Below are 19,722 nucleotides of genomic sequence, written 5' to 3'. Positions count from 1 at the left end.
TCGTTATCCCAGTACTCGTGCGCCAGCCGTGTCCAGACGGCAAATATGAACAAAGCCTTCCTGATTTTGCAGGTAGTGTTTAGAGAGCCAGTCCGCCACGCGCTGCGCCGTGTCTGGCTTATCGCACAGGGCGAACAGCGTCGGGCCGGAGCCGGAGATACCGCACGCCAGTGCGCCGGTATCCATTGACGCCTGTCGCGCCTCGTTAAAGCCAGGCAGCAGCTTAGTGCGGTACGGCTCGGCGATAACGTCTTTCATTAATTTTGCTGCCAGCTGCGGCTGACGGGTGTAGCAGGCGTGAATAAAGCCGGCCAGATGACGTCCGTGAGCGATACAGTCCTGACGACGATACTGCGCAGGCAGGATCGCACGCGCTTCAGCGGTAGATACCTTAATGCCGGGATAGGCCAGCACCCACAGCCACTCATCAAACCCTGGCACCTGCTGGCTGATGATGCCATTTTCTTCAATCATCAGCTGCATACCGCCGAGGAAGCAGGGGGCGACGTTGTCATAATGAATGCTGCCGGAGATGCGCCCTTCCAGCTCGCCCATTAACCCGAGCAGACGGTTATTATTCAGCGGCTTGCCGCAGTGCTCATTCATAGCCACCAGTCCGGCGACCACGGAGCAGGCGCTGGAACCCAGACCAGAGCCAATCGGCATACTTTTCTCCAGCGTCATGGCGACCGGCACATTTTTGCCGATCTCCTGACAGAACCGCTCCCAGCACTGATAAACGATATTCTCGCGCGGGTCTGTCGGCAGTTTGCTGGCGAAGCGGCCCACGTTATTCAGGCTAAAGCTCTCTGCCGCTTCAACCGTTACCGTATCGCCCAGCAGCGAACCATCCACCGGCGTCACCGCCGCACCCAGCACATCAAATCCGACGCTCATATTGGCGCTGGAAGCCGGGGCATAAACTTTCACCATGTTAAACTCCTAACTTCCATGACAGGGTACGCAGCAAATCGGCAAATACACCCGCCGCGGTAACATCATTCCCTGCGCCATAGCCGCGAAGCACCAGCGGCAGTGGCTGATAATAGTGGCTGTAAAACGCGAGGGCGTTTTCGCCGTTTTTTACTTTGAACAGCGGGTCGTTGCCATCCACTTCAGCAATCTTCACGCGGCACATACCATCGTCTTCAATATTGCCAACATAGCGCAATACCTTACCTTCATCACGGGCTTTCGCAACGCGTGCGGCAAAGGCGTCGTCTAGCTGCGCTAAATTGGCCATAAAGGTGTTCACGTCACCGCTGTCGTCAAACCCGGCAGGCAGAACAGGCTCAATCACGATATCGGAAAGCTCCAGCTCACGGCCCGTTTCACGCACCAGTATGAGCAACTTACGCGCCACATCCATACCGGAGAGATCGTCTCGCGGATCCGGCTCGGTGTACCCCAGTTCACGCGCGGCACGGGTCGCTTCCGACAGGCTCATGCCCTCATCCAGCTTGCCGAAGATAAACGACAACGAGCCGGAAAGAATGCCGGAGAAACGCTGCAGTTCATCCCCCGCGTTCAGCAGGTTTTGCAGGTTCTCGATCACCGGCAGGCCCGCGCCCACGTTGGTGTCGTAGAGGAACTTACGCCGTGACTTGCTCGCCGCCAGACGCAGCTGGTGATAGTAATCCATCGACGAGGTGTTGGCCTTTTTGTTTGGCGTCACCACGTGGAAACCTTCGCGCAGGAAATCGGCGTACTGATCGGCCACCGCCTGGTTCGAGGTACAGTCGACAATGACCGGGTTAAGCAGGTGATACTCTTTCACCAGACGGATTAACCGGCCCAGATTAAAGGGCTCTTTGGCATCATTCAGCTCAGTCTGCCAGTTTTCCAGGTTCAGACCATGAACGTTGGTCAGCAGCGCTTTTGAGTTCGCGATACCGCACACGCGCAGATCAATGTGCTTTTTCTTCAACCACTCCTGCTGACGCTTCACCTGCTCCAGCAGCGCGCCACCCACACCGCCCACGCCAATCAGGAACAGCTCAATCACCTGATCGGTGTTGAACAGCATCTGATGAACCACGCGAACGCCGGTTGTTGCATCGTCGTTATCAACAACCACCGAGATTGAACGCTCAGATGATCCCTGGGCAATGGCCACAATGTTGATGTTGGCCCTGGCCAGCGCGGCAAAGAATTTGGCCGAGATACCGCGCAGCGTACGCATACCGTCGCCCACCACCGAGATGACTGCCAGGCGTTCCTGGATAGAAAGCGGCTCCAGCAGCTCTTCTTTCAGCTCAAGGTAAAACTCTTCTTCCAGCGCACGACGGGCGCGCAGACAATCCCCCTGCGGTACGCAGAAGCTGATGCTGTATTCAGAAGAGGACTGAGTGATCAGCACAACCGAGATACCGTTGCGGGACATGGCCGCGAAAACGCGGGCCGCCATACCGACCATGCCTTTCATTCCCGGGCCGGAAACGCTGAACATGGCCATATTGTTCAGGTTAGAAATGCCTTTCACCGGCAGGCCGTCTTCATCGGTACTGGCGCCAATCAGCGTGCCCGGCGCTTGCGGGTTACCGGTGTTTTTAATCAGGCAAGGGATCTGGAACTGGGCAATGGGAGAGATGGTGCGAGGGTGAAGAACTTTAGCGCCGAAGTAGGAAAGCTCCATCGCTTCCTGGTATGACATCGACTTCAGCAGCCTGGCGTCCGGCACCTGGCGCGGATCGCAGGTGTATACACCGTCGACGTCAGTCCAGATCTCACAACAGTCGGCGCGTAAACAGGCTGCCAGCACGGCAGCAGAGTAGTCGGAGCCGTTACGGCCCAGTACGACAAGTTCACCCTTCTCGTTTCCGGCGGTGAAGCCCGCCATCAGGATCATATGGTCAGACGGAATTTTGCTCGCGGCAATGCGACGGGTTGATTCGGCTATATCAACGGTAGACTCGAGGTAGTGACCCACTGCCAGCAGTTTTTCAACGGGATCGATAACCGACACATTGTGGCCACGCGCTTCCAGCAGGCCCGCCATGATGGCAATCGACAATTTTTCACCACGGCAGATTAACGCCGCGTTGATGCTGTCCGGGCACTGACCTAAAAGGCTGATACCGTGCAGCACGTGTTTGATTTGGGCGAACTCTTGCTCAACAAAGGATTTCAGCTGTGCGAGCGGGAAACCCGGCTGCGCCTCCGCCAGTCCCTGCAGCAGCTCAGCGAAGATACGCTCGGCGTCGCTCAAGTTCGGGAGTGCATCCTGGCCACCGATGGTCTTTTCAATCATCGCCACCAGGTGGTTGGTGATTTTTGCCGGGGCAGAGAGCACGGTCGCGACCTGCCCCTGCCTGGCGTTGCTCTCCAGGATATCGGCAACACGCAGAAAACGTTCTGCATTTGCCACTGATGTACCGCCGAACTTCAACACTCGCATGGTTCTACCTCGTTTCCTTTAGCCGAAAAAAAAGCCCGCACTGTTTGGGTGCGGGCTTTTTTCTGTTTTTCCTGTACGCGTCAGCCCGCATCATTTCCTGTGGTAATGATGATGGTTGTTGTAATGGTGGTGATGCTGATGCGTTTCATGGATGTTGTGTACTCTGTCATTATTATCTGTCTGTGCTGTATTCTTTTAGGGTTAAAGGATTGGGCACCTTAAGTCAATGAATTTTTAATTTGATCACAATTCGGGACGCTCTCACGTCCCGCTGCTTGCAGATTTATTTTCATCCGATTCCCCCAGACGCACCCCACCCAGACAGACGGATACGCCATAGTAAAAACTTATGACAGCATTTTACTCGGCCAATTTTTTTTCAATATCATGCAGCAAACGGTGCAACATTGCCGTGTCTCGCTGCTCAAGACGCCCAAGTCGCTGATGCAACCAGTCCGCCATTTTTTGATCTTCCGCGACACCGAGTTGTAATAACAGATGGTCAACGCGAGCGCGCAGCGCGGCCAGCTGGTTTTCATCTGCCCCTTCAGCCTGGGGTTGAGGAATTTGTATTAGGGAGGCTAATTGATAGCAATACACCATTACCGCCTGGCCTAAATTCAGCGACGGATAATCCGCCACCATCGGCGCACCGGTCAGGACGTCCGCCAACGCCAGCTCCTCGTTCGTCAGACCGGAATCTTCCCGCCCAAAGACCAGCGCGGCCTTCGTCAGCCACTGGCTTTTCTCCGTTAACATCGGCACCAGTTCCGCCGGCGTGGCGTAATAGTGGAACTTTGCCCGGCTGCGTGCCGTGGTCGCCACGGTAAAAGAAATGTCGTGCAGCGCAGCGGCGAGCGTGTCGTAAGTGGTTATATTATCGAGAATATCCCCTGAACCGTGCGCCACCCAACGGGCCGCGGGCTCGAGGTGCGCCTGGCTGTCCACGATGCGAAGATCGGTAAACCCCATGGTCTTCATGGCACGCGCCGCAGCGCCTATATTTTCGGCTCTGGCTGGGGCGACCAGTACAATCGACAGATGCATTTATGCTCTCTTTTTAATCAGTTAGCGGGTAAAAATGTGATGCACTTCAACATATTACGCGGCGCGAATTTACAAAAATGCAACACAAATCACCGAAATAGCGTTTCAGAACAAATTAAAAACGCTAAACTATTTTGTGGCTGAACAATCAGTTAGAATGTTAACAGAAGGCTATTATCCTTATGTTTTATAATGGTAATGACCTCATGAATACTCTTTTCTGATTGGATTCGTATCGTTTATAAATCAAGGTACGCAACTAGTTGGTTTATTGAAAAATTGTGACAAAGGCTAGCATTCGGCTACGATGATTTCATCAAACTGTTAACGTGCTACAATTGAACTTGATATATGTCAACGAAGCGTAGTTTTATTGGGTGTCTGGTGTCACTTAGCCTGTTATGTTGCTGTTAAAATGGTTAGGATGACAGCCGTTTTTGACACTGTCGGGTCCAAAGGGAAAGTACCCACGACCAAGCTAATGATGTTGTTGACGTTGATGGAAAGTGCATCAAGAACGCAATTACGTACTTTAGTCACGTTAGGCCGGTCATGTTAATTTGCGACATGCATCAGGCAGGTCAGGGACTTTTGTACTTCCTGTTTCGATTTAGTTGGCAATTTAGGTAGCAAACATGCAGACCCCGCACATTCTTATCGTTGAAGACGAGTTGGTAACACGCAACACGTTAAAGAGCATTTTCGAAGCAGAAGGCTACGATGTCTTTGAAGCGACCGATGGCGCAGAGATGCATCAGATCCTTTCTGAAAATGATATCAACCTGGTGATCATGGATATCAACCTGCCGGGCAAAAACGGCCTTCTTCTGGCGCGCGAACTGCGTGAACAGGCGAACGTCGCGTTAATGTTCCTGACAGGCCGTGATAACGAAGTTGATAAAATCCTTGGACTGGAAATCGGTGCGGATGACTACATCACTAAACCGTTTAATCCACGCGAGTTAACCATTCGTGCACGCAACCTGCTGTCCCGCACCATGAACCTGGGCACGGTCAGCGAAGAGCGTCGTAGCGTAGACAGCTACAAGTTCAACGGCTGGGAACTTGATATCAATAGCCGTTCACTGATTAGCCCGAACGGTGAGCAGTATAAACTGCCGCGCAGTGAATTCCGCGCGATGCTGCACTTCTGTGAAAATCCGGGCAAAATTCAGTCCCGTGCAGAACTGCTGAAGAAAATGACCGGCCGTGAGCTGAAGCCGCACGACCGTACCGTAGACGTGACCATCCGTCGTATCCGTAAACATTTCGAATCTACGCCTGATACGCCGGAAATTATCGCCACTATTCACGGTGAAGGTTATCGTTTCTGCGGCGACCTGCAGGAGTAATCCGGCAACTGAAGTAAAAAAACGGCGCTTTCGCGCCGTTTTTTATTTCCAGACTCGCATCGTATCCGCATCAGGTTCTACGGGGGGGACGGGACGCTTCGGCTGAGAGAGTGAATACCAGTCAAGGTGACGCGTCAGGTACATGACCGCAAACAGTGCCATCGCCAGTACGGCAGCTCCCAGCAGCAACGCGCTGTCCTCCGAACGCAGCAGGAACCACATCACGACATCCAGCCCCAGCAGCGCCAGAATAAACACCCCGCTTCGCCTCCAGCTTTTCAGTACCGCCTGCAGGTACACACCATTCATCATCGCGCCGACAAGGCTTGCAATAATCCAGGCCGGCGTAAACCCAACATGCTCAGACAGGGCAAGTAAGACGAGATAGAAAAGGACCAGCGACAACCCCACCAGCAGATACTGCATTGGGTGCAGACGCAATCCGGTGAGGGTTTCGAACACGAAGAAGGCCATAAACGTCAGGGCAATCAGTAAAATAGCGTATTTGATAGCGCGGTCTGTCAGCTGGTACTGATCCGCTGGCGTGGCAACCGTCACGCTAAAGGCCGGGATAGAACTCCACTCCGGTGACTCGCCCTCGGCGAACCAGCTTTGCATGTTGTTAGCAAACCAGCTGCTCTGCCAGTTTGCCTGGAAACCAGACTCGCTAATCTGATGTTTAACAGGCAAGTAGTATCCCATAAATCCCGGGTGCGGCCAGTTACTGCTCAGCGTCATTTCGCTGTTACGCCCGACCGGCACCACCGCAAAACTGCCCGTTCCCGCCAGGTTAAACGACATATCAAGGGCGAGCGTTTTCGGCTCAAGGGCTTTATCACTCAGCGGAATATGAATACCGGCAAGTGTGCCATACACGCCGGTTCCCGGTTCTACGCTGAACGTCTCACCGTTGATTTTTGCGACCTTCACCGTACCAATGCCCCGGGCATCACCCACGCCAATCACCAGGAATGGCTGCCCCAGCGTCATGGTTTCGCCCTTCAGCTGCGCCATTTTCTCCGTCGAAAACTGCGCTTTTATTTTGAGATCGGTGTTCCAGATTTGTCCGTCATAAATACCGATGCTTCTGGACTCCACGCGCTGATTTCCCTCAACGAGCAGAGATTCCGGCAGGATAAAGTGCAGGTAGCTTTTTTTGTATTCGACCTTTTTTTCATCTTCTAGTTTGTAAAAAACCTCGGTGACAGGAATGGCAATCAGCGGTCCTACCAGCTTTTGCGGCCCGCTGGTGCTTTGGCGAAGCGAGTGTTCAACATCGTTACGGTAGCTCTCACGCTCCGAAATCAGGTTACTGACCATAAAGAGCGGGACTAACAACAGCAGAATGCACCCCAGCAGGGTGCTTACTTTCCAGAACAGGGGGGATTTCATCATTACGTCTCCTTTGTGATGAGGAGAGCGTACCGGGGCTATGTGGGGCCAGTTTGAAGTTATGTGAAGTGACGGTGAAGTGTCAGCGTGGCTTTCACGCCGCCTTCTGGCTGGTTATGCAGAGCAATGTCCCCCTGATGCAGACGCGCCACCTCCTGCACGAATGCCAGACCCAGCCCGCTGCTTTTCAACCCGTTCTCGCGGGGGAGCGAGTAAAAACGTTCAAAAATACGCGCCATGGCATAGTCCGGGATCCCGCTTCCGCTGTCGCTTACGGTAAGCCGGATCTCGGTTGGCGTCTCCTCGGCAGCCAGCTGAAGCGTCCCGCCCTGCGGAGTAAAATCGATGGCATTATCCAGCAAATTGCCCAGCGCCTGTTCAAGCAGCTCGGGGTCGCCCTGCACCTGCAGCGACGTGGGCTGGCAGGTCAGGATGATATTTTTCGCCGTGATAACGGCGGAGCGTGAATCCGCAAGCCGTGAAAACAGCGTGCTGATACTCACGCTCACCGGCTCTATCTCTACCCGGTTTTCAAGACGCGCCTGAGAGAGCAGTTTTTCCACCAGCGACTGCATACGCGCGTTTTGCACCAGAATATTATCGATAAACCGCGCGGCCACCGCCGGCGGCGGCTGCTCATTAAGGATCTCTGCCGCGCCGCGGATTGCCGCCAGCGGGCTTTTGAGCTCGTGGGTTAGCGCATGCACATAATGCTCGATGTAATTCTTACCCTCGAGGCGAATGCGCATATTTTCCAGCGCCTGCGCCAGCTTTCGTAGCTCACTGCTGCCGGGGTTAGGCAGCGGGAGAGGCGTGTCCGTGGTCACCGCATCGGCGTAGCGCGACAATCTGCCAATGGAACGATTGATCCATCCCGCCACCAGCAGACCAATCAGCAGGGCAATCCCGAGCAGCGCCCCACCCGCCCACAGGATCCGCCGCTCGCTACGGTGAATAACCGGCGCCATGGCGCTGTTAGGTTTTCCGACCGACAGCACGCCGATAATGTTGCCCCTGTCCATGACCGGTGCGGCAACATACATCACCGTACTTTCCGGATCGTCAGGATTGCTCTGGGTGCTTCGCGCGCCATATTCCCCGCGAAGCGTCAGCCAGACGTCATTCCAGCGGGAGTAGTCTTTTCCTACCGCCAGGCCCGCCGAATCAAACACCACCTTGCCCGTGGCGTCGGTCATGTAGACGTGGTACTCGTTGCGGACTTTATGAATGCCGCCAATGTTGGCGCGAAACGGCCGCTGATGGAGCCGAGAAAAAGCCTGAGCCAGCTGGCCCTGCTGCGGATTGCCTGCGAGCAGGTCGTCTCGCCCCACTTCCGCCAGAAGGGTCGCGGTGTCAATCAGCGTGCCTTCGGTGGCTCTGCGCACGCCGGGCTTGACCTCCTGCACGAAGATAGACAGCACAAACCACGCGGCGATAGCGACAATCAGGAAATAGCCCAGCAGCAGACGCATGCCAATACGCATTAATAAAGCCCCAGACTGTAACCCATCCCGCGATGGGTACTGATGGGCGAAAGCCCGTCATTGACCGCGCGCAGCTTGGCGCGCAAGGTTTTGATATGCGTATCCACGGTACGATCGAAGCTATCGCCGTCTTCGCCCCACACTTTGTCCATAAGCTGCTGGCGAGAAAAGACCCTGCCCGGTGCCTGCAGCAATGTTTTGAGCAGCAGGAACTCGTAGCGCGTGAGCGGTAAAGGCTCCCCATACCAGCTGATTCTGGCGGCGGGTTCGTTCAGTTCAAACTGCCCGATACGAACGATCTCGGCAGGGGCGGTGGATTTTTGTAACCGCCGTAGAATAGTCCTCACCCGGGCACAGACTTCACGCGGGGAGAAGGGTTTGGCGACATAATCATCCGCGCCCATCTCCAGCCCGAGCAGCTTATCCACCTCGTCACTTCGCGCCGTCAGGAACAGGATCGGCAGTGACGGATGCTGCGCCAGAAGCTGACGGCAGAGTTCAAAGCCGCTGATGTCAGGCAACCCGACATCCAGAATCGCCAGCGCGGGAACCTGCCGCCGCGCCTCTTCCAGTACCGGTAACCCACGCCCGAAAGCCTTCACCGCAAACCCCTCCTGCTGAAGCATGTAGAGTAGCGTGTCGGCGATACTGATTTCGTCCTCAACCAGCCAGACCAGAGGTTGCTGCATGATTCATCCCTGAATTAGTGCCATGGCATGATCGGCACGGCGCTGATGGCGTTTTTCGGTGAGCCTTCAACCACTTTGTCGGAATAGGCCAGATAGGCGAGCGTGTTGCGTTTGGCGTCATAAAAACGCACCACCTGCAGCTTTTTAAACACCAGCGAGGTCCGTTTCTGGAACACAACGTCGCCCTGCGCTTTGCCGTTTTTGATTTTGTCACTCAGCTCCACAGGGCCGACCTGCTGGCAGGAGATTGCCGCATCGGAGGTATCTTCAGCCAGCCCAAGCCCGCCTTTAATGCCCCCGGTTTTCGCCCGACTAACGTAGCAGGTGACGTTTTTCACGTCCGGATCGTCAAACGCCTCCACCACAATCTTGTGGTCCGGGCCGAACACTTTGAAAACGGTATCGACAGAACCAATCTGTTCCGCCTGCGCGGCGTGCCCCACCGTCAACATCAGGGCAGTGAAGATCAAAGTCTTGTATTTCATATTGTTACCATTTTTAAGAATTACGCTGAGCGATTATTCAACACTGTAGACAAAAATGTAGCAAGATCACAGGATTAGAATATATTCACCCAAAACGAGGAACAAAAGGCATTAATGAGCAAAAAAAACACTGAATGCTAAAACATCAAAAAATGCTATTATCCGCTAACCTGTTATCAGGCACCTGCTGTTTTAAGGATGAGGATAGTATATGGATCAGGCTGGAATTATTCGCGACCTGCTCACCTGGCTGGAAGGTCATCTCGACCAGCCTTTGTCACTGGATAATGTGGCGGCTAAAGCAGGCTATTCCAAGTGGCATCTGCAAAGGATGTTCAAGGATGTCACCGGTCATGCTATCGGGGCCTATATCCGCGCACGTCGTCTGTCAAAATCAGCGGTGGCATTACGCCTGACCGCGCGGCCGATTCTGGATATTGCACTGCAATATCGTTTCGACTCGCAGCAAACCTTTACCCGCGCCTTTAAAAAACAGTTCTCGTTAACGCCAGCGCTCTATCGCCGCTCGCCTGACTGGAGCTCGTTTGGCATGCGTCCGCCGCTGCGTCTGGGCGAGTTTGCAATGCCGAAATATGAATTTATCACCCTGCCAGAAACGCACCTGATTGGTACGACGCAAAGCTACTCCTGTTCGCTGGAGCAGATTTCCGAATTCCGTCATCAGATGCGCGTTCAGTTCTGGCGCGACTTCCTGAGCCATGCACCGGCGATCCCGCCCATCCTGTATGGTCTCAACGAAACGCACCCAAGCCAGGAAAAAGACGACGAGCAGGAGGTGTTCTACACCACCGCGTTAACGCCAGAGCTGGCGAATGGCTATATTCAGGGTTCAAAGCCCGTGGTGCTGGAAGGCGGCGAATACGTGATGTTCGCTTATGAAGGACTGGGAACGGGTGTACAGGAATTTATCCTGACCGTTTACGGAACCTGCATGCCAATGCTGAACCTGAATCGCCGTAAAGGTCAGGATATTGAGCGCTACTATCCGGCAAGCGATGCTAAACCGGAAGAAGGCCCAATCAATCTGCGTATGGAATTCTTAATTCCGATACGTCGTTAACGCTGAAGTTCGTCAAGTGCAGGGGCATCAAGATGCGAAATGTCCCCTGCCATCTCTACGACCCAACCTGACGCCAGCCACGCGCTTTCCTGATAGTCGATACGGGAAATAGAGCAGTTGCGCAGACGCAAACGGCGCTCTGCATACGCGGGTAACCCCAGAATCGTGCTCACCAGACAGCCCAGCGCAATACCGTGACTCACCAGCAGCGGACGGCTCCCGGCAGGAAGCTTCAGGCATTCCGCCAGCGCGGCATGCATGCGCACGCTCAGCTCCTGCATGGATTCGCCTTCCGGAATACGGCCATCTTCGGTGCCGTTGACCAGCGTGCGACGCCAGCCCTCTTCCGTTTCCGTCAGCGTATCAATATGCCGTTTTTCTAGCACGCCCATATCCAGCTCGCGCAGACGCGGCTCGATCATGACATCACAACCACAGGCATCGGCAATGATGCGCGCCGTCTGCTGTGTGCGACCTAAGTCGCTGGTGATAACATGCGTAATGCCCAGCGTTCTGGCGCGTTCTGCCACCTGCCACGCCTGCTGCACACCCTTTTCAGTAAGAGGACTGTCTGACTGGCCTTGAATACGTCGCTCGGCGTTCCACTGCGTCTCACCGTGGCGAACAAGGTATACCTGTAACATGCTTTTTTTCCGTTATACTGCGATGAGTTTTTTTTGAATCGAGCTTAATTATGCACCATGTTGTCTCTGCTACCACCAATCCTGCCAAAATTCAGGCAATTCTAAGGGCATTCGAAGAGATTTTCGGCGAAGGATCCTGCCATATTGATGCCATCGGCGTCGAGAGCGGCGTGCCTGAACAGCCGTTTGGCAGCGAGGAAACGCGCGCTGGCGCACGAAATCGCGTGGCAAACGCCAGGGCTGCCGCACCGGATGCTGACTTCTGGGTGGCAATTGAAGCGGGTATCGACGAAGGCGCGACGTTCAGCTGGGTGGTCATCGAGAACCGTGAACAGCGTGGAGAAGCGCGTTCAGCAACTCTGCCGCTGCCAAAAATCATTCTGGGAAAAGTGTCCGCGGGTGAAGCGCTCGGGCCGGTGATGTCTCAGTACACCGGCATCGATGAAATTGGCCGCAAAGAAGGCGCGATTGGCGTCTTTACCGCTGGCGCGTTGACGCGTTCAGGCGTTTACCACCAGGCGGTGATTCTGGCCCTGAGCCCGTTCCATAACGCGATTTATCGCTGAGCGCCCAGCAGCACAGACTCCAGCCACTGACGCAGCTCCACCGGCGCGGATTTCAGGCTGTTCGATCCGCGGGTGATCGTCGCGATACCCGCGCCCAGCTCATTTTTGAGCTCACGCTGGCTCATCTCACCGCGCAACAGCTCTTCGATGATCCGCACGCGTGTGCCCAGGGCTTCACGCTCATCCGGCGTCAGCATCAGCTGCAATAAAGGCAAATGCAGATCCTGGTCGTAAGACTGGCGGAGCAACTCCACAAAACGAAGCCACTCCTGATGACGTTGTTCGGCCATTGCCGAGGAATACGGGGAATGCTGGGTCATGTTATGCCGCCTGTTGTACTCATTAACGAGTACAGCATAACACAACCCGCCCCATCAGTAACGTCTCTGCCACTCAGCATCGCTCATCAGGGTATCTTTTTGTCCCATGAAATAGCGATAGTAGGCGTCATAAGCCAATACGTTCTTCACATAGCCGCGGGTTTCCGAGAACGGAATACTTTCCACAAACGCGACGGCGTCAATGCGCCCGGCGCTGTTGCCAAGCCAGGTGCGCACGCGGCCCGGGCCTGCGTTATACGCCGCCGAGGAGAAGATGCGGTTATTGCCGAACTGCTGATAAACATACTGCAGGTAGCTGGTACCGATATTGATGTTGGTCTCCGGATCCAGCAGCTGCGACGGACTGCTGTATCCCGGGATGTTAAACATCTTCACCGTGTGCGTCGCGGTTCCCGGCATCACCTGCATCAGGCCGCTGGCCCCAACCGGAGAACGGACTTTCGGGTTCCACGCACTCTCCTGACGGGCAATGGCCATGGCGTAGCTTTGCGGAATGTCTTTACCGCTGGTGTAGCGCTCAAACAGATCTTTATAGGCCAGCGGGAAACGCTCTTCGAGATGATCCCACAGCTTGCCGGCGATCGTTGCCTGCACGCTCAGATCCCACCAGTGGTTATCAAAGGCATAGCGGGCAAGCTGTGCCTTCTCATCGGTCGTACGGCTGGTCACCAGATTCGCCCATTCGCTACGGGCGGTATTGTCCATGTTCCAGTACATCAGCTCGCGAACGCGCGCCATTTCTGGCCCCTGAGTCAACGCCGGGTTGGCGTTAGCAGGTGCTTTATCAATGCGGAACGTGTACTCCTCACCCAGTCGCTGCGCGGCCGCCATCGGATAGAACCCACGCTGCTGCATCAGCGCATGGAGGATCTCTTTGGCTTCATCGTCACGCCCGCGCTCCATCAGCAGATCCGCCTGCCAGTAACGCCATTCGTCTTTCTCTTTGGCATCCATTGGCAGACGCGCAAGCCAGGTATTCAGCCCCCGGCGATCGCCCGTCCCCAGCGCCATACGCACGCGGCGCTCCACCAGCGACGTGGAGTTCGAACGCATAATCGCATCGTCTCGCCAGCGCGCCTGCTCGTCGGTTACATCGGTGCTCATCAGTCGCCACGCCACAATGTCGCGCAGCTCCTGAGTTTGATCTTCATTGAGCTGCTGCGCCTGCACCAGCTGCGGGATCATCAGCCGCGCATTTTCCACGTCGTCACGCGCCACGCTGGCAAAAGCCACCGCGGCCATCTGGCGGGTAAAATCGGTCGCGCCGGTGCTGCGGGCAAAGGTCAGTACGCTGTTCGGATCGTTCGCCAGGGCGATGACGGCGGTTGAGATCGTCTGATAATCAGACGGCATTTGTCCCGCAAGCGTGGTAACCAGCCGCGTGTTTCCGGCTTTCATCGCCAGGCGAATACGTTCAAGGTACGCCAGCGGATCCTGCTTACCTGACGCACGCCATGCGCCAAAGAGGGAATCACAGGCATTTGGCTGGCTTTTTCCGGTCAACCACAGATCTTTCGCGCCCGCCCAGGCCTCTTCCTGCTGTCCGGTAACCCACTTCGCATAGTAATAGTTACACTGGGCTTCGGTGGTGTTCGGTTTTTCCGGGCTAAACGCCAGCAGCCCACGCCAGTCTTCACGACGTGCCAGCTCGTTCACAAAACGAGACTGCAGCGTCCGCGCGGGCGGCAGCGTCGGGTTCGCCTGAATAAAGTTATTCACGGTGACCGTGGGTTGATTCATGAGATCGTCAGTGATCTGCCGATACTCCAGATACGGATAGAGAGGATACGCTTTTAAGGTCGGCATCAGCGCCTGCACGGTATCCATCTGCTTATTGTCCCACGCCTGTTTAATCTGGGCGTAGCGATTACGTTGTTCATCCAGTGAATCGGCATGCACCGCCTGGCTTGCCGCCATCACGCATACGCTGGCAGCCAGCAGACGCCAGACCACCTGTTTGGCTTTTCCCACAAGCTCTTCCTCATTGTTTTTTCGTCAATTGCAGCGTCTTGCCACGTCAAAGTCTAATTAACTTATGCTAACCAGGCATCCTGCAACGCGCCACGTTGCGGACACTTTTTTACCTTTCTTGCGCGTTTTAACACTCCCGACGTTCCTGGCTGGGATTAGGACGGGAAAAAGGCTACACTTCGAGGCTGATATTCTTTCTCATCACGATAAAAGAGGCGAAGTCCAACGTGGCTCAATTCGTTTATACCATGCATCGTGTCGGCAAGGTTGTCCCGCCGAAACGTCATATTCTTAAAAATATCTCGCTGAGCTTCTTCCCGGGCGCAAAAATCGGTGTTCTGGGTCTCAACGGTGCCGGTAAGTCCACCCTGCTGCGCATCATGGCCGGCATCGATACAGACATCGAAGGTGAAGCCCGTCCGCAGCCTGGCATCAAAATTGGCTACCTGCCGCAGGAGCCTCAGCTCAACCCGGAACACACCGTTCGTGAATCCGTTGAAGAGGCGGTTTCTGACGTCGTTAACGCACTGAAAGGTCTGGATGAAGTGTATGCCAAATACGCTGAACCGGATGCGGACTTCGATAAACTGGCCGCTCAGCAAGGCAAGTTTGAAGAGATTATCCAGGCGCATGACGGCCACAACCTGAACGTGCAGCTCGAGCGTGCCGCTGACGCCCTGCGTCTGCCAGACTGGGATGCGAAAATCGCGAACCTCTCCGGGGGTGAACGCCGCCGCGTGGCGCTGTGCCGTCTGCTGCTGGAAAAACCAGACATGCTGCTGCTCGACGAACCGACCAACCACCTGGATGCGGAATCCGTGGCGTGGCTGGAGCGTTTCCTGCACGACTTCGAAGGTACCGTTGTGGCGATCACCCACGACCGTTACTTCCTCGACAACGTTGCAGGCTGGATCCTGGAGCTTGACCGTGGTGAAGGCATTCCATGGGAAGGCAACTACTCCTCCTGGCTGGAGCAGAAAGACCAGCGTCTGGCGCAGGAAGCCTCTCAGGAAGCCGCGCGTCGTAAGTCTATCGAGAAAGAGCTGGAGTGGGTTCGTCAGGGCGCTAAAGGCCGTCAGTCTAAGGGCAAAGCCCGTCTGGCACGCTTTGAAGAGCTGAACAACACCGAATACCAGAAACGTAACGAGACCAACGAACTGTTTATTCCGCCTGGTGCACGTCTGGGGGATAAAGTGGTTGAAGTCACCAATCTGCGTAAGTCTTATGGCGATCGCCTGCTGATTGACGACCTGACCTTCTCCGTACCGAAAGGTGCCATCGTGGGGATCATCGGTCCGAACGGCGCGGGTAAATCCACCCTGTTCCGCATGATGTCCGGTCAGGAACAGCCGGACAGTGGTTCAATCACTCTGGGTGAAACCGTGAAACTGGCTTCCGTTGACCAGTTCCGTGACGCCATGGATAACAGCAAAACCGTGTGGGAAGAAGTCTCCGGCGGCCTGGATATCATGCGTATCGGTAACACCGAAATGCCAAGCCGCGCTTACGTTGGCCGCTTTAACTTCAAAGGCACCGACCAGGGTAAACGCGTGGGCGAGCTCTCCGGTGGTGAACGTGGTCGTCTGCACCTGGCCAAACTGCTGCAGGTTGGCGGTAACGTGCTGCTGCTCGATGAACCGACCAACGACCTGGACATTGAAACCCTGCGCGCACTGGAAAACGCCCTGCTGGAGTTCCCGGGCTGTGCAATGGTTATCTCGCACGACCGTTGGTTCCTTGACCGTATCGCAACCCACATCCTGGACTACCAGGACGAAGGGAAAGTGGAGTTCTTCGAAGGTAACTTCACCGAATACGAAGAGTACAAGAAACGTACGCTGGGCGCGGATGCGCTGGAGCCGAAACGTATTAAGTACAAACGTATCGCGAAATAAATGTAAAACGGCAACGTCAGTTGCCGTTTTTTTTGTTTGTTCCTACACCCTGTGAGTAACGCACCGTTCACCCACCCACGTAAAACCGCTTCACCTCATCACACTGCATCGCAAAGTCGATATAACGCATCAGCGCCGGCGAGTTCAGCTTGCGGCTCGGGTAAGCCAGCCACAGATCGTTCCCCTCGACGTTCCACTCCGGCAGCACCTTCACCAGCGCGCCCTTTTCAACCTTATCCTCAAGCAAAAAAGCGGGAAGCAGCGTGATCCCGGCGCCGGCGATGGCACATTCGCGCGCATACACCAGATTATCCGTCAGATGGGCGTTATCCGGCAGATAACGGTAATCCTCACTTTCGCTTTGCAGCAGCCATTCAGACCACGCCTTGTGGGTAATACAGCGGTGTTCCACCAGCTGCCGGGGATGCGTCAGCGGCTCCCGGCGCGCCAGGTAAGCCGGTGAGGCCAGCATATAACGCGGGCAATGACCGATCATACGGCCAATCAGAGAGGAGTCCTGCGGCTTACCGGTACGCAGCGCCACGTCAAAACCTGACTCGACCAGGTCGAGCACGTCGTCAGAAATGGACACGTCAAGCGAAACGTCCGGATAGCGGAGCTGGAACTCCGCATTCAAATGCGCCAGCAGCGTCGCGCCGATCCCGGCCGGGCAGGTGATGCGCAGCCGACCGCTGGGGTTTTCACGCAGCCGCTGAATGGCGTACTCCGCCCGTTCACTTGCCGCCAGCATCTCGCGGCAGTGAACCAGATAGTGCTCGCCGGCGAACGTCAGGTTCAGCCTGCGCGTAGTACGGTTGAGCAAGCGGATCCCCACCTGCTGCTCAAGCTGACTGATTCGCTGGCTGACGCTGGATTTCGGCAGCTCAGCTTTCTGTGCCGCCGCGGTAAAGCTGCCCAACTCTGCCACCAGCGCAAACAGCGCCATATCCTGAAGTTGTTTAAACATGATTGTTCATCCTGTACGAACACTTCGTTCTTAATTGTCCATCTTATCACGCGACTGAGCACTTAATAGACTAGTCTCAACAACACGCTTTCCATAAAGGAGCTCACCATGTCAGTTAAAGCCATTGCCGTTAATCCAGACAGTCCTGCTGATTTCATTGAAATTACCCAACCGATGCCGCAGCCCGGCGAGCACGATCTGCTGGTTGAGGTAAAAGCCGTTTCCATCAACCCGGTCGATACCAAAGTTCACGCGGGCATCGTCAGAAGCGGCCTGACGGAACCACGCGTTCTCGGCTGGGACGCCAGCGGCATTGTGAAAGCCGTGGGTGCAGGCGTTAGCGGTTTTAAACCGGGTGATGAAGTGTGGTACGCGGGCGATATTACCCGCCCGGGCAGCAATACCACCCATCAGCTGATCGATGCGCGCATTGTCGGGCATAAGCCGGCAAGCCTCGGCTGGGCTGCCGCGGCCGCCTTGCCGTTAACCGCCCTCACCGCCTGGGAAGGATTGTTTGAACGGCTGAATATCCAGGATGCCGGCCCGGACAAAACACTGCTCATTATTGGCGGCGCGGGCGGCGTAGGATCGCTGGCGATCCCGTTTGCGAAACATCGCAGCAACGTGAAGATCGTCGCGACCGCCTCGCGGGAAGATTCTGCTCAGTGGTGTCGCGATCGCGGTGCCGATCACGTGGTGAATTACCGGGACCTGAAAGGTGAACTGGCTAAACAGGGCCTGACGTTTGTGGATTACATTTTCATTCTCAATGATACCGACGGCCACTGGGATGCCGTCAGTGAACTGATCGCACCGCAGGGGCATATCTGCTCCATCGTTGAGAACGCACATCCGCTGAACCAGGATAAGCTGAAATCCAAATCTGCCGCGCTGCACTGGGAGTTTATGTACACCCGCAGCATGTACCAGACCGCCGACATGGCGCGTCAGGGCGAGATCTTAAACGAGGTTGCGAAGCTGGTGGATAACGGCGTGGTGGAAAGCTCACTGAGCGAAACGCTGCACGGGCTGAGCGTCGAAAGCATCACCGAAGCGCACCGAAAAGTGCTGGACGGGCATATGCGTGGCAAAGTGGTGGTTGAGTATTGAGGGGAAGTGTCCCCCTCACACCGGCCCTCTCCCTCAGGAGAGGGTTAGGATGAGGGATTTACCCCTGCTCCCCCATCATCTCTTTCACCAGCTCTACGCAGCGCAGGAAACGGCTGTCGTAATCTGACTCCTCCACATGCACAAACTCCACGTTATTTTCGTGCAGCATGTCGATGAGCATGCTCTGGAACTCTTTTCTGTCGACGGAACTGCCGAGGCTGCGGATCCCGTCGGCAACCCACGGGGTGTTGTTTTCGAGCAAAATCACCAGGTCAAAGCGGTATTCGTCTATCAGCGCCTGCACAAACGGATGCTCGCGTCCCTCGTATTTTTTGCAGAACGCCTGGGTGGTGACGAAATCGGTATCAATGAAGGCCACTTTATTGGCGTATTTCACCGCGAAATCAATGTACTGCGCATGACCCAGCGCGATTTTATCGTAGTCGGAGTACTGCAACGCCATCTCGTCACCGCCCAGATGAGAGAAGACGTAATCACGCCCGTACTCCCACGCACTGGTAGTGTTAAAGATGTTGGCCAGCTTGTTGACCAGCGTCGATTTCCCGCTCGACTCGCCGCCCAGAATCGCAACGGTGCGCACAAAGAACGGTTTTACCTCGGTTGGGATGTAATCCCAGTAGCGGAACGGGTTTTCGCGGATCAGCGCCCCGCTGATGTTCATAAAGGTACGCTTTGGATCGATCAGCACGGTTTCAATGCCCAGATGCTCGCGGAACTGCGGCGCATCGGACTCTTCAGAGGTGTAGATCCAGTTCGGGGTGATCCCCTTTTCGTCCATGAACGCTTTGACGCCATTGCTCCACACATCCCAGCCGTGCGGATACGGCTCCATGCCCTCTTCATTAAAAGCATGAATACGAATGTTTTTCTGGTACTTAAAGGTCTGCAGCAGCCAGCGCAGGCGATCCGGCACGGTTGGCTGCTGCGACATGGCGCTGTCCTCGAACAGCTGACGGTCGCGGGTTTCATCGTAACCCATGATGATATGCAGCTCGTCCACCTGGCTACAGGCACGCTGGATCAGATAGATGTGCCCGGTATGCAGCGGGTAAAACTTGCCAAATACCACGCCGACGTTCTTTTGCATACGCGGGAATTCAAGCCCCAGAAAGCGGTGCAACGCTTCCAGCTTTTGTGCACTGGGGCTTTTGATTTTGGCGTTCAGCAGTTGGCTCAGGTAGCCTTTGGTCATGCCGCTGGCATCCGCCACCTGCTGCAGCGTGCAGCCTTTCTGGCGGATTGCGGTCTTGATGTAGTCAAATGATGACATAAATTACGGT

19 protein-coding genes and 1 other annotated feature are annotated in these 19,722 nt (G+C 55.4%); of the genes, 5 read left to right on the top strand and 14 right to left on the bottom strand.

The genetic code is table 11. The features are described from left to right. Positions 1–3 precede the first annotated feature (3 nt). From thrB to yjjY, 5 genes are all read right to left on the bottom strand, one after another. Entirely contained in the window at positions 4–933 is a 930-nt protein-coding gene (gene thrB, locus AM379_RS11250; protein WP_014168558.1) for a homoserine kinase, read from the bottom strand. Position 934: 1 nt separating this feature from the next. Beyond that, entirely contained in the window at positions 935–3,397 is a 2,463-nt protein-coding gene (gene thrA, locus AM379_RS11245; protein WP_032679597.1) for a bifunctional aspartate kinase/homoserine dehydrogenase I, read from the bottom strand. Positions 3,398–3,421: 24 nt separating this feature from the next. Beyond that, positions 3,422–3,539 (bottom strand) — a sequence feature (Thr leader region). Further along, positions 3,478–3,546, bottom strand: coding sequence for a thr operon leader peptide (gene thrL / locus AM379_RS11240; RefSeq protein WP_015572623.1), 69 nt, complete (start codon positions 3,544–3,546; stop codon positions 3,478–3,480). It overlaps the preceding feature by 62 nt. A gap of 211 nt (positions 3,547–3,757) precedes the next feature. Beyond that, positions 3,758–4,444 (bottom strand): tRNA/rRNA methyltransferase, encoded by a 687-nt coding sequence (locus tag AM379_RS11235; protein WP_032679596.1) that lies wholly within the window; start codon positions 4,442–4,444, stop codon positions 3,758–3,760. A 399-nt stretch (positions 4,445–4,843) separates the two neighbouring features. Then, positions 4,844–4,984: a protein YjjY gene (gene yjjY / locus AM379_RS11230; protein ID WP_001541509.1), complete on the bottom strand. Its 141-nt coding sequence runs from the start codon at positions 4,982–4,984 to the stop codon at positions 4,844–4,846. Between the two features lie 95 nt (positions 4,985–5,079). Here yjjY and arcA point away from each other — a divergent pair, with 95 nt between their 5' ends. After that, complete coding sequence (gene arcA, locus AM379_RS11225; protein ID WP_003856501.1) at positions 5,080–5,796, top strand: two-component system response regulator ArcA; 717 nt, start codon at positions 5,080–5,082, stop codon at positions 5,794–5,796. Between the two features lie 42 nt (positions 5,797–5,838). On the opposite strand, the gene creD is transcribed toward arcA, so the two are convergent. The 4 genes from creD to creA are packed head-to-tail and all read right to left on the bottom strand — an operon-like array spanning position 5,839 to position 9,846. Then, positions 5,839–7,191 carry a cell envelope integrity protein CreD gene (creD, locus tag AM379_RS11220; protein ID WP_106503717.1) on the bottom strand — a complete coding sequence of 451 codons (1,353 nt, stop codon included), beginning with the start codon at positions 7,189–7,191 and terminating at the stop codon, positions 5,839–5,841. Positions 7,192–7,247: 56 nt separating this feature from the next. Beyond that, the gene (gene creC / locus AM379_RS11215) at positions 7,248–8,672 is read right to left on the bottom strand and encodes a two-component system sensor histidine kinase CreC (RefSeq protein ID WP_014168554.1); all 1,425 of its coding nucleotides are present in this window, start codon (positions 8,670–8,672) and stop codon (positions 7,248–7,250) included. Next, complete coding sequence (gene creB, locus AM379_RS11210; RefSeq protein ID WP_014168553.1) at positions 8,672–9,361, bottom strand: two-component system response regulator CreB; 690 nt, start codon at positions 9,359–9,361, stop codon at positions 8,672–8,674. Before creB ends, creC begins: the two co-directional genes overlap by 1 nt. Before the next feature lie 14 nt (positions 9,362–9,375). Then, entirely contained in the window at positions 9,376–9,846 is a 471-nt protein-coding gene (gene creA / locus AM379_RS11205; protein ID WP_014168552.1) for a protein CreA, read from the bottom strand. A 211-nt stretch (positions 9,847–10,057) separates the two neighbouring features. On the opposite strand from creA, the gene robA reads away from it, so the two are divergent. Further along, positions 10,058–10,927, top strand: coding sequence for an MDR efflux pump AcrAB transcriptional activator RobA (gene robA, locus AM379_RS11200; RefSeq protein ID WP_014168551.1), 870 nt, complete (start codon positions 10,058–10,060; stop codon positions 10,925–10,927). On the opposite strand, the gene gpmB is transcribed toward robA, so the two are convergent. Next, positions 10,924–11,571, bottom strand: a complete 648-nt coding sequence (gene gpmB, locus AM379_RS11195; protein ID WP_014168550.1) for a 2,3-diphosphoglycerate-dependent phosphoglycerate mutase GpmB — start codon at positions 11,569–11,571, stop codon at positions 10,924–10,926. The genes robA and gpmB overlap by 4 nt on opposite strands. A gap of 50 nt (positions 11,572–11,621) precedes the next feature. Here gpmB and yjjX point away from each other — a divergent pair, with 50 nt between their 5' ends. Continuing rightward, the gene (gene yjjX / locus AM379_RS11190; protein ID WP_106503716.1) at positions 11,622–12,137 is read left to right on the top strand and encodes an inosine/xanthosine triphosphatase; all 516 of its coding nucleotides are present in this window, start codon (positions 11,622–11,624) and stop codon (positions 12,135–12,137) included. Here the strand turns inward: yjjX and trpR are convergent. Continuing rightward, a complete protein-coding gene (gene trpR, locus AM379_RS11185; RefSeq protein WP_020885267.1) occupies positions 12,128–12,457 on the bottom strand; it encodes a trp operon repressor in 330 nt (109 codons plus the stop codon). The two genes, yjjX and trpR, sit on opposite strands and share 10 nt — an antisense overlap. A gap of 54 nt (positions 12,458–12,511) precedes the next feature. After that, complete coding sequence (sltY, locus tag AM379_RS11180) at positions 12,512–14,449, bottom strand: murein transglycosylase (protein ID WP_014168547.1); 1,938 nt, start codon at positions 14,447–14,449, stop codon at positions 12,512–12,514. A gap of 227 nt (positions 14,450–14,676) precedes the next feature. On the opposite strand from sltY, the gene ettA reads away from it, so the two are divergent. Further along, positions 14,677–16,344 (top strand): energy-dependent translational throttle protein EttA, encoded by a 1,668-nt coding sequence (gene ettA / locus AM379_RS11170; RefSeq protein ID WP_014168546.1) that lies wholly within the window; start codon positions 14,677–14,679, stop codon positions 16,342–16,344. Between the two features lie 67 nt (positions 16,345–16,411). Here the strand turns inward: ettA and AM379_RS11165 are convergent, their stop codons facing one another. After that, positions 16,412–17,311: a LysR family transcriptional regulator gene (locus tag AM379_RS11165; RefSeq protein WP_020885269.1), complete on the bottom strand. Its 900-nt coding sequence runs from the start codon at positions 17,309–17,311 to the stop codon at positions 16,412–16,414. Positions 17,312–17,419: 108 nt separating this feature from the next. Here AM379_RS11165 and AM379_RS11160 point away from each other — a divergent pair, with 108 nt between their 5' ends. Next, on the top strand, positions 17,420–18,421 hold the full coding sequence (locus tag AM379_RS11160) for a zinc-binding alcohol dehydrogenase family protein (RefSeq protein ID WP_032679592.1): 1,002 nt from the start codon (positions 17,420–17,422) through the stop codon (positions 18,419–18,421). A 58-nt stretch (positions 18,422–18,479) separates the two neighbouring features. On the opposite strand, the gene nadR is transcribed toward AM379_RS11160, so the two are convergent. After that, positions 18,480–19,712 carry a multifunctional transcriptional regulator/nicotinamide-nucleotide adenylyltransferase/ribosylnicotinamide kinase NadR gene (nadR, locus tag AM379_RS11155; protein ID WP_014168543.1) on the bottom strand — a complete coding sequence of 411 codons (1,233 nt, stop codon included), beginning with the start codon at positions 19,710–19,712 and terminating at the stop codon, positions 18,480–18,482. Positions 19,713–19,722 lie beyond the last annotated feature (10 nt).

Source organism: Enterobacter cloacae complex sp. FDA-CDC-AR_0132 (assembly GCF_003010695.1).
Taxonomy (GTDB): domain Bacteria; phylum Pseudomonadota; class Gammaproteobacteria; order Enterobacterales; family Enterobacteriaceae; genus Enterobacter; species Enterobacter ludwigii.
The sequence above is the reverse complement of the archived record's forward strand: the minus strand, read 5'-3'. Positions and strand labels throughout refer to the sequence as shown.

What these genes read in the sequence shown, in the direction of transcription:
- thrB (WP_014168558.1), bottom strand. Translation starts at nt 933, where the DNA reads ATGGTGAAAGTTTATGCCCCGGCTTCCAGCGCCAATATGAGCGTCGGA.
- thrA (WP_032679597.1), bottom strand. Translation starts at nt 3,397, where the DNA reads ATGCGAGTGTTGAAGTTCGGCGGTACATCAGTGGCAAATGCAGAACGT.
- AM379_RS11235 (WP_032679596.1), bottom strand. Translation starts at nt 4,444, where the DNA reads ATGCATCTGTCGATTGTACTGGTCGCCCCAGCCAGAGCCGAAAATATA.
- arcA (WP_003856501.1), top strand. Translation starts at nt 5,080, where the DNA reads ATGCAGACCCCGCACATTCTTATCGTTGAAGACGAGTTGGTAACACGC.
- creD (WP_106503717.1), bottom strand. Translation starts at nt 7,191, where the DNA reads ATGATGAAATCCCCCCTGTTCTGGAAAGTAAGCACCCTGCTGGGGTGC.
- creC (WP_014168554.1), bottom strand. Translation starts at nt 8,672, where the DNA reads ATGCGTATTGGCATGCGTCTGCTGCTGGGCTATTTCCTGATTGTCGCT.
- creB (WP_014168553.1), bottom strand. Translation starts at nt 9,361, where the DNA reads ATGCAGCAACCTCTGGTCTGGCTGGTTGAGGACGAAATCAGTATCGCC.
- creA (WP_014168552.1), bottom strand. Translation starts at nt 9,846, where the DNA reads ATGAAATACAAGACTTTGATCTTCACTGCCCTGATGTTGACGGTGGGG.
- robA (WP_014168551.1), top strand. Translation starts at nt 10,058, where the DNA reads ATGGATCAGGCTGGAATTATTCGCGACCTGCTCACCTGGCTGGAAGGT.
- gpmB (WP_014168550.1), bottom strand. Translation starts at nt 11,571, where the DNA reads ATGTTACAGGTATACCTTGTTCGCCACGGTGAGACGCAGTGGAACGCC.
- yjjX (WP_106503716.1), top strand. Translation starts at nt 11,622, where the DNA reads ATGCACCATGTTGTCTCTGCTACCACCAATCCTGCCAAAATTCAGGCA.
- trpR (WP_020885267.1), bottom strand. Translation starts at nt 12,457, where the DNA reads ATGACCCAGCATTCCCCGTATTCCTCGGCAATGGCCGAACAACGTCAT.
- AM379_RS11165 (WP_020885269.1), bottom strand. Translation starts at nt 17,311, where the DNA reads ATGTTTAAACAACTTCAGGATATGGCGCTGTTTGCGCTGGTGGCAGAG.
- AM379_RS11160 (WP_032679592.1), top strand. Translation starts at nt 17,420, where the DNA reads ATGTCAGTTAAAGCCATTGCCGTTAATCCAGACAGTCCTGCTGATTTC.
- nadR (WP_014168543.1), bottom strand. Translation starts at nt 19,712, where the DNA reads ATGTCATCATTTGACTACATCAAGACCGCAATCCGCCAGAAAGGCTGC.